17 protein-coding genes are annotated in these 13,947 nt (G+C 72.2%); 13 read left to right on the top strand and 4 right to left on the bottom strand.

Annotated features, from left to right (window positions below):
• The first annotated feature begins 157 nt into the window (after positions 1 to 157).
• Positions 158 to 640, top strand: coding sequence for a hypothetical protein (locus AB0K18_RS09355; protein WP_364912207.1), 483 nt, complete (start codon positions 158 to 160; stop codon positions 638 to 640).
• Here the strand turns inward: AB0K18_RS09355 and AB0K18_RS09350 are convergent.
• Positions 616 to 1,386 (bottom strand): SDR family NAD(P)-dependent oxidoreductase, encoded by a 771-nt coding sequence (locus AB0K18_RS09350; protein ID WP_364912204.1) that lies wholly within the window; start codon positions 1,384 to 1,386, stop codon positions 616 to 618. The genes AB0K18_RS09355 and AB0K18_RS09350 overlap by 25 nt on opposite strands.
• A 62-nt stretch (positions 1,387 to 1,448) precedes the next feature.
• Entirely contained in the window at positions 1,449 to 2,117 is a 669-nt protein-coding gene (locus AB0K18_RS09345) for an HAD-IB family phosphatase (RefSeq protein ID WP_364912201.1), read from the bottom strand.
• A gap of 165 nt (positions 2,118 to 2,282) precedes the next feature.
• On the opposite strand from AB0K18_RS09345, the gene AB0K18_RS09340 reads away from it, so the two are divergent.
• Together AB0K18_RS09340 and AB0K18_RS09335 are read left to right on the top strand one after the other, a co-directional pair.
• Entirely contained in the window at positions 2,283 to 2,717 is a 435-nt protein-coding gene (locus AB0K18_RS09340) for a TetR family transcriptional regulator C-terminal domain-containing protein (protein WP_364912198.1), read from the top strand.
• A gap of 64 nt (positions 2,718 to 2,781) precedes the next feature.
• A complete protein-coding gene (locus tag AB0K18_RS09335) occupies positions 2,782 to 3,294 on the top strand; it encodes a GNAT family N-acetyltransferase (protein ID WP_364912195.1) in 513 nt (170 codons plus the stop codon).
• On the opposite strand, the gene AB0K18_RS09330 is transcribed toward AB0K18_RS09335, so the two are convergent.
• Together AB0K18_RS09330 and AB0K18_RS09325 are read right to left on the bottom strand one after the other, a co-directional pair.
• Positions 3,236 to 4,912, bottom strand: coding sequence for an AMP-binding protein (locus AB0K18_RS09330; RefSeq protein WP_364912192.1), 1,677 nt, complete (start codon positions 4,910 to 4,912; stop codon positions 3,236 to 3,238). The two genes, AB0K18_RS09335 and AB0K18_RS09330, sit on opposite strands and share 59 nt — an antisense overlap.
• Before the next feature lie 110 nt (positions 4,913 to 5,022).
• Positions 5,023 to 6,117 (bottom strand): winged helix DNA-binding domain-containing protein, encoded by a 1,095-nt coding sequence (locus tag AB0K18_RS09325; protein WP_364912189.1) that lies wholly within the window; start codon positions 6,115 to 6,117, stop codon positions 5,023 to 5,025.
• Positions 6,118 to 6,264: 147 nt separating this feature from the next.
• Here AB0K18_RS09325 and AB0K18_RS09320 point away from each other — a divergent pair, with 147 nt between their 5' ends.
• The 10 genes from AB0K18_RS09320 (at position 6,265) to AB0K18_RS09275 (ending at position 13,904) form a co-directional block, all read left to right on the top strand.
• Entirely contained in the window at positions 6,265 to 7,236 is a 972-nt protein-coding gene (locus tag AB0K18_RS09320; protein ID WP_364912186.1) for a WYL domain-containing protein, read from the top strand.
• A gap of 36 nt (positions 7,237 to 7,272) precedes the next feature.
• On the top strand, positions 7,273 to 7,917 hold the full coding sequence (locus AB0K18_RS09315; protein WP_364912183.1) for a GntR family transcriptional regulator: 645 nt from the start codon (positions 7,273 to 7,275) through the stop codon (positions 7,915 to 7,917).
• A 43-nt stretch (positions 7,918 to 7,960) separates the two neighbouring features.
• Positions 7,961 to 9,160, top strand: coding sequence for an MFS transporter (locus AB0K18_RS09310; protein ID WP_364912180.1), 1,200 nt, complete (start codon positions 7,961 to 7,963; stop codon positions 9,158 to 9,160).
• A 137-nt stretch (positions 9,161 to 9,297) separates the two neighbouring features.
• Positions 9,298 to 9,531, top strand: a complete 234-nt coding sequence (locus AB0K18_RS09305; RefSeq protein ID WP_364912177.1) for a hypothetical protein — start codon at positions 9,298 to 9,300, stop codon at positions 9,529 to 9,531.
• A 128-nt stretch (positions 9,532 to 9,659) separates the two neighbouring features.
• On the top strand, positions 9,660 to 10,421 hold the full coding sequence (locus AB0K18_RS09300; protein WP_364912174.1) for a TSUP family transporter: 762 nt from the start codon (positions 9,660 to 9,662) through the stop codon (positions 10,419 to 10,421).
• Positions 10,422 to 10,445: 24 nt separating this feature from the next.
• Positions 10,446 to 11,417, top strand: coding sequence for a YafY family protein (locus AB0K18_RS09295; protein ID WP_364912172.1), 972 nt, complete (start codon positions 10,446 to 10,448; stop codon positions 11,415 to 11,417).
• Positions 11,418 to 11,472: 55 nt separating this feature from the next.
• Positions 11,473 to 12,090, top strand: a complete 618-nt coding sequence (locus tag AB0K18_RS09290; protein WP_364912169.1) for a LysE family translocator — start codon at positions 11,473 to 11,475, stop codon at positions 12,088 to 12,090.
• Entirely contained in the window at positions 12,087 to 12,821 is a 735-nt protein-coding gene (locus tag AB0K18_RS09285) for an alpha/beta hydrolase (protein ID WP_364912166.1), read from the top strand. The genes AB0K18_RS09290 and AB0K18_RS09285 overlap by 4 nt, the downstream gene beginning before the upstream one ends.
• Positions 12,822 to 12,824: 3 nt before the next feature.
• Entirely contained in the window at positions 12,825 to 13,037 is a 213-nt protein-coding gene (locus tag AB0K18_RS09280; protein ID WP_345407674.1) for a hypothetical protein, read from the top strand.
• 210 nt (positions 13,038 to 13,247) lie between these two features.
• Positions 13,248 to 13,904 carry a TetR/AcrR family transcriptional regulator gene (locus AB0K18_RS09275; RefSeq protein ID WP_364912164.1) on the top strand — a complete coding sequence of 219 codons (657 nt, stop codon included), beginning with the start codon at positions 13,248 to 13,250 and terminating at the stop codon, positions 13,902 to 13,904.
• The last annotated feature ends 43 nt before the right edge of the window (positions 13,905 to 13,947 follow it).

Here is a 13,947-nt window from a genome sequence, read left to right as displayed (position 1 = left end):
GCCTGCATCGGTAGGTAAGGAGATGCTCCAAGGTCACCACCGCGCTTGGCAACCTATGATGTCGTTCACTACGCCGTCATCCTCCGGACGTAACTCGCTGCAATGAGTGTCAGGGAGAAGAGGGAAAACAGTCACTCTTCAAGCTTGCGGAGCCTCGATGAGTTCGGTCCCCCTCGCTGTCACGCTGGTCGGTGTGGCTCTATCGGCGGGATGCACCTCTGAGCCTCCTGCGCTCGAAGTCTCCTCAAAAGCTTGTCCGAATGCGGTCTGCATGGTCGGTGTGGATCCACAGATTCTGGTGCACGGCACTCGAGAAGAAGGCGCCGTCCCGATCACTGGACGGGTGAAGTGGATCGGCGGCGAAGCGTGCCTGTACGTGGACACGGAGAGCGGCAGGATGGTGCCGATCTGGCCGCAAGGCGCGACACCGCTGCGGGTGGGGGAGCGGCGCGGGGTGGCGTTGCCTGGGGGCGGGCGGCTGCTTGACGGAGACCGATTCGGCGGTGCCGGGATTCTGCAGCGGGAGGATCCGCTGTTCATGCAAGCGCCTGGACGTTGCCGCCGTCAGAACGGCTTTCTGGTCATCGACCCGGCAGGAATCGAACGGCTGGGTCTTCAGGGGAGTGAGTCCTGGGAGTAGGCGATGCGGCCCGACAGCGTGGCTGCCGGGGCGCGGCACAGGGCCAGGGCGGCGGTGGCCATCACTTCCGGGGGTTCGGCGTTCGGGTCGTTCTCGGTGGTCAGGCCGTGGAAGACGGTGCCGGGGGTGGGGACCACCTGGGTGGGGGAGAGGCAGTTCACGGCGATGTTGTCGGCGTACAGTTCGGCGGCCAGGCCGGTGGTGAGGCGTTCGAGGGCGGCTTTGCACATGCCGTAGACGGTGGCGCCCAAGCCGGCCATCGGGCCAGGGGGCAAGGACGGGTGGCGGGCGGCCACCGAGCTGATGTTGAGTATCCAGCCTTGGCCGCGTTCGCGCATGCCGGGGATGACGAGTTGGGCGAGGTGGGTCGGGGCGTTGACCTGGACCTCGAACATCAGCGCCATGCGGCGGGCTGTGAAGTCGGCGACGGGGGTGAAGAACGTGACGGCGGCGTTGTTGACCAGGATGTCGGCCTTGCCGAAGCGGTCGAGGACCTGCTTCACCAGACGAGTTCTGTCGTCGGGGATCGAGAGGTCGGCGGCGAAGGGCTCGGCGGTGCCGCCGGCGTCGCGGATGCGGCCGACCGTGTCGCGGAGGGTGCCTGGCAGGCGGCTGGTGCCTTCTTCCAGGGTGCGGGCGGTGACCGCCACCTGCGCGCCTGCCGCGCCGAACGCCTCCGCGATCGCGGCGCCGATGCCCCTGCTGGCTCCGGTGACGATCGCGACTCGCCCGTCCAGTTCGCCCATGGCCACTCCCTATTTTAGAACAATGTTCTGAAATAGAGCTTCTGCCCGGGTGGCGCGGGGTGTCAAGGGGTCAGGAGGGAGCGGCCCAGCTCGTACGCCTCCGTCAGGTCGCCGCCCCGGTAGCTGAGCGCGGCCAGGTCGGCGAGGTGGTGGTCGGCGTTCACCGCGACCGTGTTGGTCAGACGGCGGAACAGCGGCGCGTCCGACATGGAGTCGCCGTAGGCGACGCACCGCTCGTACGGCAGACCGAAGCGCAGGCGCAGCCGCTCGGTGATGCCGACCTTGTCGGCCGGGGTGAGGATGGCGGCGGGGTCGAGCGGCTCGGCGAACGGCGGCACCGGGAACCGGGACGCCACCACCTCGTCGAAGCCCAGGTCGAGCAGGTGGCGGGCGAAGAAGTCCGGCGACATGGTGATGACGGCGGAACGCTCACCCCGTTCGCGGATGTCGCGGCAGACCTGCTCGATGCCGTTCAGCCACGGGCTGGCCGCGAACGCCTCGGCCACCGCGGCCTGCGTCAGCTCACGCCACAGCTCGTGGATGGCGGCGGCGAAGCCCCGCGTGTCGATCTCGCCGGCCGCGAACCTGGCCTCCAGCTCGACCAGGTCGTCGTACGTGCCGAGCCGGCGGGCGATCTGCAGGCTGGCCGACGAGCCGGTGAGCAGCGTGCCGTCCATGTCGAACACGTGCAGGGACGCCGCCCGCGTCGCTCCGTCAGCCTCGTGCCGCACGTTCCCCATCCCGTTCGTCGTGTTCCGGGAGGAAGCGTATCCAAGGGGGCAAAGTCACCGGATCTCGCGCAGGAACCGCTCGATCGCGTGCCGGGTGATCTGGCTGCCGAAACCGCCCCAGCTCAGGTCGAACTGGTGGTCGGCGTACGGGATCTCCACCAGCCGGTGCTCGTCGAGTCGGCCAGGCGGCGCCTGGACGGGATCCGGATCCGCCTGGGCGGCCCGGACGGGATGACGTTCGCCGACGCGCTGCGCGCCGCGATCCTGCAGTCGCTGCCCCTGGACCCGGCCAGGCTGGGTGAGGCCCGCGTCTGGGCCGCCTTCTACGCCAGGGCCGCCGTGCGGCCGGACTTCGCCGCGGTGATCGCGGACCTGCACAAGGAGGCGTTCGGCAACCTGGACCAGGCCCTGCGGTACGCGCGCCTCACCGGAGAGCTGGACCTGAAACAGGACCCTGAAGCGCTCGCCCGCCTCATCCTGGCGATCATCGACGGCCTGATGTGGGCCATCCTGCTGGATCCCGCGGCCGCCGCCTCGAACGGGGACGCCGTACCGCAGCTCGCGGCGCTGGACGCGGCGCTCGGCCTGATCACGCGCTGATCAGCGGCCGGTTCCAGCCGATATTCGGTTGCTCGAGCGGGTATCGGCGGCTACACATCGACAGATGGGCGTCTTGTCGCTGTCCGACGGTGTCGTCACCCTTTCCCCGCTGTGCCTGGACGATCTCGATGCGCATCTGGCCGGTGAGGATGAGCAGCTCGTACGCTGGCTCAACGGCGGGCCCAGCAACCGGGCTGACACCGAGGAGTACATACGGGGCTGCATGGAGCTGTGGGCCACCAAGGGCCCGCATCGCGCCTTCGGGATCCACGTCGCCGGCCATCGGGACCTGGTGGGCACCATGGACGTGCGTTTCGGGACGGAGGAGCTGCCCGATGACCAGGTGAACCTCGCCTACGGGCTCTATCCGCAGTGGCGGGGACGCGGCCTGGCCACCCGCGCGGTCCACCTGGCCTGCCGGTTCGCGGCCTCGGAAGGGGCGATACGGGCGCTGATCCGGGCGGAGCCGGAGAACGCCCCGTCCATCGCCGTCGCCCGGCGGTCCGGCTTCCGGTACGTCAGGCGGAGCCAGGACGCGGACGGCACCTGGTACGACCACTACTTCCGTGATCTGTGAGGACGCGTCTGGCCCAGGCCAGTTCCAGCTTGCCCGCCGGGGAGCGGGGGAGGGCGGGGCGGAGGAGGATGTGGCGGGGGACCTTGTAGCCGGCCAGGTCCTTTCGTGCCCACTCGCGGAGAACGTCCTCGGTCAGGGCCGGGCTCGCGGTGGCCACGACCGCCGCCACGCGTTCGCCCCACGTCTCGTCCGGCAGGCCCACCACCACGCAGTCGGTCACGTCGGGGTGGGCGAGCAGGGCGGTCTCGACCTCCTGCGGGTAGACCTTCTCGCCGCCGGTGTTGATCACGGAGGAGCCGCGGCCGAGGAAGCGGATCGCGCCGTCCGCCTCCAGCCGTGCCAGGTCGCCGGGGATCGCGTGGCGGACGCCGTCGACGACGCGGTACGTGGCCGCCGTCCTGACCGGGTCGCCGTGATAGCCGAGGGGCATCGGGCCCGCGTACGCGAGCACGCCCGTCTCGTCGCTGCCCGGCGTGAGCCGCCGGCCGCCCGGGGTGATGACCTTGGTGCCCGGTACGGGGAAGAAACGGGCAGGCAGGTCGGCGGCCGACGACGTGACCGCGAAGGCGAACGGCCCGCCCTCGCTGGAGGCGATCGCGTCGAAGATCGTGACGTCGGCGCGTTCGTGGAGGACCTGTTTGAGGTCGTCGCTCAGCGCGGTGCCCGAGCTGATCAGTGAGGTGAGCGAGCTCAGGTCGTAGGACCGTCCTGCCTGTAGTTCGGCCACCAGCGGGGCGCAGACCGCGTTGCCCGCCACGATCACCGTACGCACGCGCCGCTCCGCCACCGTCTCCCAGACGTGCCGCGCGTCGAGCCCGCCCGGCCGCGTGGTCACCACCCGGCCGCCGGTCAGCAGGGCGCCCATCGCGTTGAACAGGCCGGTGGCGTGCATGAGCGGCGCGACCGGGAGCGTCACCGGGGCTCGCCCGTCCTCGTGCGCCGCCACCGCGATCTCCACGGCCTCCTCCAGCGTGGCGGGCAGCCCCTGTACGCCGAGCGGGCCGAAGACCGGGACCGCCAGGGAGTGCAGCAGGTCCGTCAGCCGCCACACGACTCCCTTGGGCCGGCCTGTGGTGCCGCCGGTGTAGAGGAACAGCTGGTCGGAACCGGGGCGCGGCTCCGCAGGTCTTGGTGGCGTGGCCGCGATCAGGTCGTCCAAGCCGGCAGATGTCCGGCCGGGAACGTCGAGGAGTCTCTGCTCGTGCGCCGCCGCTTGGCCGGGGCGATCAACCCGTACGAGCAGGCGCAGGGAGGGCACTGTGCGGGCCGCCTCCTCGACCCCGGCGGCGAGCGACCCGCTGAACACGATCGCCTCCGCCTCAGCATCGGTCAGCAGCCCCGACAGCTCCTTGCCGGTGTAGCGGTAGTTGGCGTTGACCGGCACCGCGCCGATCTTCAACGCGGCGAACACGGCCTCCAGATAAGCGGCCCCGTTGTGCAGGTAGCAGGCCACCCTGCCGCCCGGTCCCACGCCCGCTCTCACCAGCACCTCCGCCAGCCGCGCAGCCCGGTCGTCGAACTCGGCGTACGTCAGCTCCCGGCCCGGCTCCTGGACGGCCACCGCGCCGGGCAGCCTGCGGGCGACGGCCTCCCAGATCGTGGCGAAGGAGACGTCCATGAGCATCGTCCTCGACAGGGGGCAGACTGCGCTTACCGTAAGCGCCTACGGTCGCCCCGGAACACGGGCGGATGCCGGGTGCGGGACACGACAAATGACGTACGTGGCGTTCAGGTGAGGCGTACCTCGTCGGTCTCGCCGTCCGACAGGAATGAGGCCAGCGCCTGCCCCTCCTCGACCAGCTCGTCCCGCTCGGCCATCGTGAGCTCGCGCAAGGGAGTGACGACCACCGCACCCGACTCGCGGGCGGTGATCCAGGTGGCGGACACCCGGCCGTCCACGAGGACCACGCGGGCCCCGCTGACCGACAGGCTCCGGTGGGCGTCGTCGATGATCCGCGTACGGTCGTCGTAGCCGAGGATCGCGTTGTCGAAGGCGGGCAGGAAGCGTACTGGGGCGGGCGTGCCGGAGTCGGGGAGCGGCGCGTCCGGCAGGTCGAGCAGCAGCCGGCCGCGCTCGTCCTTGAACGTGACCAGCTCGTCCCGCACCGCGGCCACCGCGGCGGGCAGCCCGCTCAGGCCGCACCAGGCGCGCAGATCGGCTGAGGCGGCGGGGCCGTAGGCGGCCAGGTAACGACGGACGAGCTGCCGGCCCACGAGGTCGGTGCCGTCGGCGGGCAGCGGCTCGATCTCCTTGCCCAGCCACGACTCCAGCAGCGCGTTCCGCACCCCCGCCGTCGTCCGCCACAACCCGCGCGGCGGCAGCTGCACCACCGGGACCAGCGCGGCCATCGCCAGCTCGCCCAGCGGCCGCGGGCCCGGGCCGGGCCAGCGCTCGGCCAGCGCGCGTCCCATCTCGCCCATCGAGCGCGGCTCGCCGTCCGCCATGATCTCCAGGGCCGCTTCGCGCAGCTTCTCCACGTCGACGCCGGCCAGTTCCTTCCGGTACGTGGTGAGCACCTTCTGCCGCAGCATCCCGTCGTGGCGGGCCCGCCAGGCCAGGGTGTCCTCGGCGGTGACGAGGTGCACGGTCCTGCGCATGAGGTGGACGCGGACGACCTGCCGCCCCGTCAGCAGGTCCGACAGCGCCTCAGGGCGGAACGGGGACAACCGCGACCAGAGCCCCACGAACGGCTCCTGCGGCTCCTGCGCCTGCAGCCCGCACAGGTGCGCGACCGCGTCGAGGGCCGGGACGGCGGCCCGTTCGAGCAGGGACTGCCGGGCCAGCGTGGCGCGGTTGAGCGCCCGCGTGCTGAGAACGACCATGAGCATCCTTCTGGGGGTACGAGATCGGCGCTGCGCCGACAACTCTGGCAGGGATTGCGGCCAGGTCGTGGCCGCTTCTACGGCGCCGCTGATCGTGGCAGGAGAAGGGGACAGGATGTGGCCGCTACCGCGGGCATCATGGCAGGCATGCAGAAGACCTCCGCGCGCCTGCTGGCCCTGCTCTCCCTGCTGCAGTCCCGCCGCGACTGGCCGGGGGCGCTGCTGGCCGAGCGGCTTGACGTCAGCCCGCGAACCGTCCGGCGCGACGTCGACCGGCTGCGCGAGCTGGGCTATCCCATCGTGACCTTCAAGGGGCCCGACGGGGGTTACCGGCTGGGGGCGGGTGCGCAGCTGCCGCCGCTGCTGTTCGACGACGAGCAGGCCGTGGCGGTGGCCGTCGCGCTCCAGCTCGCCACCGCCGCCGGCGCGGGCATCGAGGAGGCCGCGACGCGGGCGCTCACGACCGTGCGGCAGGTCATGCCGTCCCGGCTGCGCCGCCGCATCGACACCGTACGCGTCACCGCCGTCGGACGCCCCACCGACCGGCCCGCCCCGACCGTGGACACCGGCGTCCTCATGGCCGTCAGCACCGCCGTCCACGACCACGAGGTCCTCCGCTTCGGCTACCGCTCCGCCGAAGAGGAGGTGCTGCGGCGGGTGGAGCCGCACCACCTCCTCACCTGGGGCGGGCGCTGGTACCTCGTCGCCTGGGACCTCGACCGCGACGACTGGCGGACGTTCCGCGCCGACCGCATCACCCCGCGCACCCCGAACGGCCCCCGCTTCACTCCGCGCGAGCTGCCCGGCGGGGACGTGGCCACCTTCGTGGCCGCCCGCTTCCGCGGCGCCACCAGCCCCACATCCGGGGCGGACTGGCCGTGCCGGGGTGAGGTGATTCTCGATCTGCCCGCCGACGTCGTGTCCCAGTACACCCGCGAAGGGCTGGTCGAGGCGCTCGGGCCTGATCGGTGCCGGCTCGTCCTGGGTTCGTGGTCGTGGCCGGGGCTGGCGGCGGCGCTCGGGAGGTTCGACGCCGACATCGAGGTCGTCGGGCCGCCCGAGCTGAAGGCCGCCTTCGCCCACCTCGCCGAACGCTTCTCCCGCGCGGCGGCATCATAGATACAAGCTTGCATCCTAGGCTGATAACCTCGACATATGCCCGGAACCGCCAAGCGGCCGTCCGCTGCTCACACCGCGTACACCGTCACGAAGGAGCTGATCCTCTCCGGCGAGCTGCCCGGTGGCAGCCTCATCAGTGAAGGGGAGATCGCCGAGCGCGTACGCGTGAGCAGGACTCCCGTGCGTGAGGCGTTCCTGCGGCTGGAGTCGGAGGAGCTGCTGGCGTTGCATCCCAAGCGCGGCGCGGTGGTCGTGCCGGTGCCGCCCGGGGAGGCGGCCGACGTGCTGGAGCTGCGCCTCGCACTGGAACGTTCCGCCGCCGGGCGCATCGCCAGGACCGGTCTGCCCACAGAATACGACCAGCGGATGCGCGACCTCCTGGCCCGGCAGCGGGATCTCGCGGCGGCGGCCGACGTCGGGGGATTCGCCGAGGCGGACGAGGCGTTCCACCGGTGCATCGTCGAGGCGTCGGGCAACCGGCTGGCCGGCCGCTTCTACGCCACCCTCGGCGACCGCCAGCGCCGCATGAGCATCTCGGCCCTGCGCCTGCGTCCCGAGCGGCTGCCGCTGCTGGCGGGCGAGCACGAGACCCTCCTTGAGCATCTGCGGGCCGGCGACACCGCCGCCTTCGCCGAAGCCCTCGAAGTCCACCTGACGGCCACCCACGGCACCCCGCACTGACCTTTCACGCCTGCCCGTCACGACCTCGAAAGTTCCTCCTTCCATGCTCGAAACCCAGCCGGCCGCCCGCCGCACCTTCTCCTGGCGGGTCGTGGCGGCGGCGATGCTCCTGTGCGGATGGGGCGGCAACCAGTTCACGCCGCTGCTGCTCATGTACCGCCGCCTCGGCGGCTACTCCACGCTCGACGTGGACGCCTTCCTCGGCGCGTACGTCGTCGGCCTCGTCCCCGGCCTCCTCCTGGCCGGGCCGGTGTCGGACCGGCGCGGCCGGCGTCCCGTGCTCGTGGCGGGCACGGCGGCGTCGGCGCTGGCCAGCCTCGTGCTGTGCTTCGGCGCCCAGAGCGCGTGGGCGATCTACGCGGGCCGGCTGATCACCGGGGTGGCGGTGGGCATCGCGATGGCCGTGGGCAGCAGCTGGGTGAAGGAGCTGTCGGCGGGCGAGGACGGCGCTCTGCCCGCCAGGCGCGCCTCGCTGTGCCAGACGGCCGGGTTCGGGCTGGGCGCGGGGGTGGCGGGCGCGCTGGCCCAGTGGGGTCCGTGGCCCATGGTCAGCCCGTACGTCGTGCACGTGCTCCTCACCGCGGCCGTCCCCGCGCTGCTGCTGCGCGTGCCCGAGACGCGCGCGCCCAGCCCGGCCCCGGCGGGGCTGCTGGCGAGGCTGGCGGACGATCTGCGCGTGCCGGCCCCGGCGCGGCGGCGGTTCTGGCTGGTGGTGCTGCCGATGGCGCCGTGGGTGTTCGGGGCGGCCGGGCTGGCGTACGCGGTGATGCCGCAGCTCGTGGACACCCGCGTGGGGGAGTGGGGCCTGGCGTACGCGACGGGCCTGACCGTGCTGATGCTCGGCATGGGCGTGGCCGTCCAGCCGGTGGCCAAGAGGCTGCGCGGGCGCGCGCCGGTGGCGGCCATGAGCGTGATGCCGGCCGGTGCCGCGTTGTGCGCGGCGGACGCGGTGCTGCTGTCGCCGTGGCTGGCCGCCGCCGCGGCGGCCGTGCTCGGCATGGGGTACGGGATCGCGGTCGTGTCGGGGCTGCTGGAGATCCAGCGCATGGCGGGCGCCGACGACCTGGCCGGCCTGACGGGGGTCTACTACATGCTGGCGTACACGGGATTCCTGCTTCCTGCCCTGCTGGCCGGATTGTCGGCGTGGCTGTCGTACCCGATCATGCTGGCGGTGGTGGCCGGCGTGGCGCTGATCTGCCTCGCGGTGGTCGCGACCGGCGTGAGAGTGACCGCGCGGACCTAGCCGGAGCGATAGAAGCAGGCCGAGCCCACGACAGCGCAACGTCACCGACGGTTACGGTGAGTGATGTTGCGGAGGGTAATCACAGCAGGTGCGCGGCGTCACGCCGCGCTTCTGTTCCCTGAACCATGGAGGTATCCATGCGTCCATCCCCTCGTAGCCTCGCCTTGGTCGCGGCTCTGGCGGGCGGCTTTCTGATGGCGGCGCCGGCCGCGCACGCCGTGATCGATCCGGCCAAGATCAACGTGATCGAGTCGCTCCAGAAGACCGACCCGATCGTGATGGCCAACTGCGCCACCGGCACGATCGCCGACCCCGCCGGGGCCGTCGTCATCCCGCCCGAAGTCCCGCTCGTGGGCTGCCTGACCCTCTGAACGCGCCGGAGCGGGACCTCGTCACGGGTCCCGCTCCGCGTTCGAGTCCCCCAGGGCCGGTGCCAGGGTGACCAGATCCCGGCTTGTACACTCTTGGCGTTTCTTGGGGGAATCGGGGGGAATCGCGCGTGCCGCTGGAGCAGGTCCTCGTGTTGCTGACCGCAGCGGCCGGAGCCGGGTGGGTCGACGCCGTCGTGGGCGGCGGCGGGCTGCTGCAACTCCCCGCCATCCTGGTGACCGGGATGCCGCCGGTCGAGGCGATGGCCACCAACAAGCTGTCGTCGGTGTTCGGCACCACCTCCGCCGCCGTCGCGTACGCGCGCTCCACCAAGGTGGACCGCCAGGTCGCGATCCCCGGGGCGGCCATGGCCATGGTGAGTGCCGGGCTCGGGGCATGGGCGGCGGCGTCCATCTCGGCCGAGGTGCTGCGGCCCGCCGTCATGGTGGTGCTGGTCGCGGTCGCCGTGTTCGTGACGTTGCGGCCCAGCATGGGCGCGGTGCCGGTGCCGCACCTGCGCACCCCGCCCCGCGTGGTGGCGGCGGTGGCCACGGCAGGGGCCGGCATCGCCTTCTACGACGGGATCATGGGGCCGGGGACGGGAACGTTCCTCATCATCGCCTTCACCACCATCCTCGGGCTGGACTTCGTCTCCGCGTCCGCCTCCGCGAAGATCATCAACATCGGCACGAACGTCGGCGCGCTGGCCGTGTTCGCGGTGCAGGGGCACGTGCAGTGGGCGCTCGGCCTGGGCATGGCGGTGTGCAACGTGGCGGGCGCGCAGTTCGGGGCGCGGACGGCGCTCAAGCGGGGCGCGGCGTTCGTCCGGATCGTGCTGCTGGTCGTGGTCGTGGCCATGGTGATCAGGCTCGGCTGGCAGCAGTTCGCCTGACCTGCCGGAAATAGAATGGCCGGCATGCGTGCCAGCCGCCTGCTCTCGCTGCTCCTGCTCCTGCAGACGCGCGGCCGCATGACGGCGTCCGAGATCGCGGACGAGCTCGAGGTGTCCGTACGCACGGTCTACCGCGACGTCGAGGCCCTGTCGGCGGCCGGCGTCCCGGTCTACTCCGACCGCGGCCCCGCGGGCGGCTACCAGCTGCTCGACGGCTACCGCACCCGGCTCAACGGGCTGACCGCCGAGGAGGCGTCCGCGCTGTTCCTGGCCGGTCTGCCGGGGCCGGCGGCCGAGCTGGGCCTGGGCGAGTTCGCGGCCAACGCCGAGCTGAAACTGCTGGCCGCGCTGCCGCCGGAGCCGCGCTCGCAGGCCGCGAGCATGCGCGAGCGGTTCCTGCTCGACGTGCCCGGCTGGTACCGCTCCGCCGACGACGTGCCGCACCTGAGCGAGGTGGCCGAGGCCGTGTGGGACCAGCGGCCGCTGCACATGACCTACCGGCGCTGGGGCAAGCAGGAGGTCGACCGGGTCATCCATCCGTACGGGCTGGTGCTCAAGGGCGGCTCCTGGTACCTCGTCGCCGCGCCGCCCGGGGGCTCGCCGCGCACCTACCGGGTGGCGCGCATCCTGACCCTGGAGACGATGCCGGGACGTTTCGCCAGGCCGGAGGGGTTCGAGCTGGCCGCCTTCTGGCGGGAGTACGCCCAGGAGTTCCGCGAGCGGATGTACACCGCCGAGGCCGTCATCAAGCTCGCACCAGGGCGGGGCGACCTGCTGGCGTACACGATGGGCGCGGACGTCGTCGGCGCCGCGCTCGCCGCGGCCGGCGAGCCAGACCCCGAGGGCTGGCTCACGCTCACCGTCCCGGTCGAGTCACTGACGCACGCCCGCTGGCTGCTGCTGCGCATGGGCGCCGACGTCGAGGTGCTCGGCCCGCCCGAGCTGCGCACGCTGATGAGCGAAGCCGTCACGGACCTGGCCGAACTGTACGGCTGACGCCCACGGCGAAAATGAGGCGACACCCCGCCGCGGGTTCTGTCAGCATCCCCGCATGTACCTTCTCGCTTTCATCGGCGCGTGCGTCCTGGTGGCCATGGCGCCCGGGGTCAGCACGGCCGTCATCCTGCGGCAGACCCTGCGCTCGGGCCGCGGCTCCGGCATGGCGGCCACGCTGGGCAACGAGACCGGCATCCTGCTGTGGGGCCTGGCCGCCGCGTTCGGTCTGTCCGCGCTGGTCGTGGCCTCGCAGCTGGCCTACGACGTCATGCGGGTCACGGGCGCGGCCGTGCTCGTCGTGATGGGTGCGCAGGCGCTGTGGCAGGCGAGGAAGCCGGTCCCCGTCGCCGCCGTCGAGGGGGATGCGGTGCCGGGCCGGCGCGGCGCCTACCTGGCGGGGCTCGGCACCTGCGTGGCGAACCCGAAGGCGGCGGTGTTCGCGATGTCGTTCCTGCCGCAGTTCGTCCCGGCGGGCCAGGACGTGCCGATCACCCTCGTCACGCTCGCCGTCGTGTGGGTGGCGGTGGACGTGCTCTGGTACCTGGTGCTCATCTGGGCCGTCGCCCAGGCCAAGACGTGGCTGGGCCGGCCGTCGGTCAAGCGGCGCCTTGAGCAGATCTCCGGCGTGGTGCTGATCGGCCTCGGCGTGCGGATGGCGGTGGAGTCCCGATGACGATCTGGTACGACGAGCGCGGCGCCGGCGAGCCGGTGGTGCTGCTGCACGCGACGGCGGCCGACTCCGGCATGTGGGACGCCCAGGAGGAGGCGCTGGCCGACCGCTTCCGCGTGATCAAGGTGGACTTCCGCGGCTACGGCCACACCCCCTACCGCTCCGACGCCCCCTACAGTGACGCAGGCGACGTCGCCAAGGTGCTGGCCGCGATCGGCGTCAGCAGGGCGGCGCTGGTCGGGTCGTCAGGCGGCGGCCGGGTGGCGCTGGAGCTGGCGGCGGCCGGTCTCGCGGGGCGGCTGGTGCTGCTCAACCCGCTCTCGACGCTGGAGCCGACGCCCGACCTGCGGGCGTACTGGCAGGAGGAGGACCGCCTGCTGGAGGAGGGCGACGTGCAGGGCGCGGCCGAGCTCAACGCGCGCACCCTGCTCGGCCCCGACGCGGGCCGGGAGGCGTGGGACAAGGTGGTGGCGATGCAGCGGCACGCGTTCGAGGTGCAGCTCGCCGCCGACCCCGAGCCCGAGCAGGTCGAAGGCGAGTTCTCCCCGGCCGGCATCGACGTGCCCGCGCTGGTGGTGGCCGGCGGGCGCGATCTGCCGTACTTCCGCGACAGCGCCCGCCACCTGGCCGCCGAGCTGCCCCAGGGGCGGCTGCTGGAGCTGGAGTGGGCGGGGCATCTGCCGGCGCTCGAACGTCCTGAGGAGATCAACGCGCTGCTGCTGGATTACCTTTAGTGCATGACGAACGACCTGGCGACCCTCATGAGGCAGGCACAGGACGACGATCCGCTGCTGGCGCTGCACGCCACGACCGCGTTGCGGCGCGAGATCGAGCGCCTGGAGGCGGTCCAGGTGCGGCGGGCCCGGGTCGCCGGGCTCGCCTGGTCGCAGATCGCCGACGCGATCGGGGTGAGCAAGCAGGCGGTCCACAAGAAGTACGGCCGCCGCTAGCCGTCGTGACCTCTGTCGCCGGCGAGCCGGGCGATCAGAGCGACGTGGGAGTGGCGAACCTCGCCGCCGGAGATGCGTGGCGGCGTCGGCACCGGTGATGATCCACCTGGACTCGAAGGGGCGCAGGTCAGGCGTGGTGCGCTGGCCCGAGCGAGGGTGAGGTGGCCCAGGCATGGCGGCCTCCCGATCACGGCGTGCTAAGTTGGCCGCATGACTAACTTGGTCGATCGGCCAAAATCTTCGCGAGGGGATCGGCGGCGTGAGCAGCTCGTGGAGGCCGGCCTGGCGCTCCTGAGTGAGCACGGCTGGCCCGGCATCACGGCGCGTGCCGTCGCCGAGCGGGCCGGGACCAATGCCGGGCTGATCCACTATCACTTCGGCGGCCTGCCCGGCCTGCACGCGGCGATCTTCCGGCGCGGCACGGACCTGCTCGTCAACCCGCTCGTCGATGAGCTGCTGGCCGCGGAGGACGAGCGAGCCGCGCTTGACGCGATCCGCATGCTGCTGCCGCGGACCGCCGCCGACGAGCCCGCGTCCCGGCCGGCGGCGGACGGCGTGCCCGCATCCGGGCCGATCGCCGGCGACGAGGACGGCTCCCGGCTGGCCGCCGAGCTGATCATCGGAGCGACGCGCGATCCCGCGCTCGGCGCCATGCTGCGCGACGAGCTTCGCCGTGCCAGGCAGCACATCGCCGATCGGTTGCGGGTCCGGCATCCCGGCTGGGCGGCCGGCCACGCGGCCGGGGTGGCGACGCTGATCGTCGCCGCGATCGACGGGCTGATGCTGCATCGCATGATCGACGGGGAGTTGCCCGTCGGCGAGGCACTGGATGTGGCGCAGGGGCTGCTTCCCGTGGAGGAGAGATGAGCGGTGGGGTGAGCGCCCTCGACCCGCCTGCTTGCCGGAGGAA

It is taken from the genome of Nonomuraea sp. NPDC049421 (genome assembly GCF_040677005.1).
Classification (GTDB): domain Bacteria; phylum Actinomycetota; class Actinomycetes; order Streptosporangiales; family Streptosporangiaceae; genus Nonomuraea; species Nonomuraea salmonea.
This window is presented reverse-complemented; position numbering and strand designations above follow the sequence as displayed.

Bases quoted from the DNA above. Each gene is read 5' to 3' on its own strand.
- AB0K18_RS09330 (WP_364912192.1), bottom strand. From the start codon at position 4,912: ATGGACGTCTCCTTCGCCACGATCTGGGAGGCCGTCGCCCGCAGGCTG.
- AB0K18_RS09350 (WP_364912204.1), bottom strand. From the start codon at position 1,386: ATGGGCGAACTGGACGGGCGAGTCGCGATCGTCACCGGAGCCAGCAGG.
- AB0K18_RS09315 (WP_364912183.1), top strand. From the start codon at position 7,273: ATGCCCGGAACCGCCAAGCGGCCGTCCGCTGCTCACACCGCGTACACC.
- AB0K18_RS09290 (WP_364912169.1), top strand. From the start codon at position 11,473: ATGTACCTTCTCGCTTTCATCGGCGCGTGCGTCCTGGTGGCCATGGCG.
- AB0K18_RS09280 (WP_345407674.1), top strand. From the start codon at position 12,825: ATGACGAACGACCTGGCGACCCTCATGAGGCAGGCACAGGACGACGAT.
- AB0K18_RS09310 (WP_364912180.1), top strand. From the start codon at position 7,961: ATGCTCGAAACCCAGCCGGCCGCCCGCCGCACCTTCTCCTGGCGGGTC.
- AB0K18_RS09355 (WP_364912207.1), top strand. From the start codon at position 158: ATGAGTTCGGTCCCCCTCGCTGTCACGCTGGTCGGTGTGGCTCTATCG.
- AB0K18_RS09285 (WP_364912166.1), top strand. From the start codon at position 12,087: ATGACGATCTGGTACGACGAGCGCGGCGCCGGCGAGCCGGTGGTGCTG.
- AB0K18_RS09275 (WP_364912164.1), top strand. From the start codon at position 13,248: ATGACTAACTTGGTCGATCGGCCAAAATCTTCGCGAGGGGATCGGCGG.
- AB0K18_RS09295 (WP_364912172.1), top strand. From the start codon at position 10,446: ATGCGTGCCAGCCGCCTGCTCTCGCTGCTCCTGCTCCTGCAGACGCGC.
- AB0K18_RS09335 (WP_364912195.1), top strand. From the start codon at position 2,782: ATGGGCGTCTTGTCGCTGTCCGACGGTGTCGTCACCCTTTCCCCGCTG.
- AB0K18_RS09325 (WP_364912189.1), bottom strand. From the start codon at position 6,117: ATGGTCGTTCTCAGCACGCGGGCGCTCAACCGCGCCACGCTGGCCCGG.
- AB0K18_RS09305 (WP_364912177.1), top strand. From the start codon at position 9,298: ATGCGTCCATCCCCTCGTAGCCTCGCCTTGGTCGCGGCTCTGGCGGGC.
- AB0K18_RS09320 (WP_364912186.1), top strand. From the start codon at position 6,265: ATGCAGAAGACCTCCGCGCGCCTGCTGGCCCTGCTCTCCCTGCTGCAG.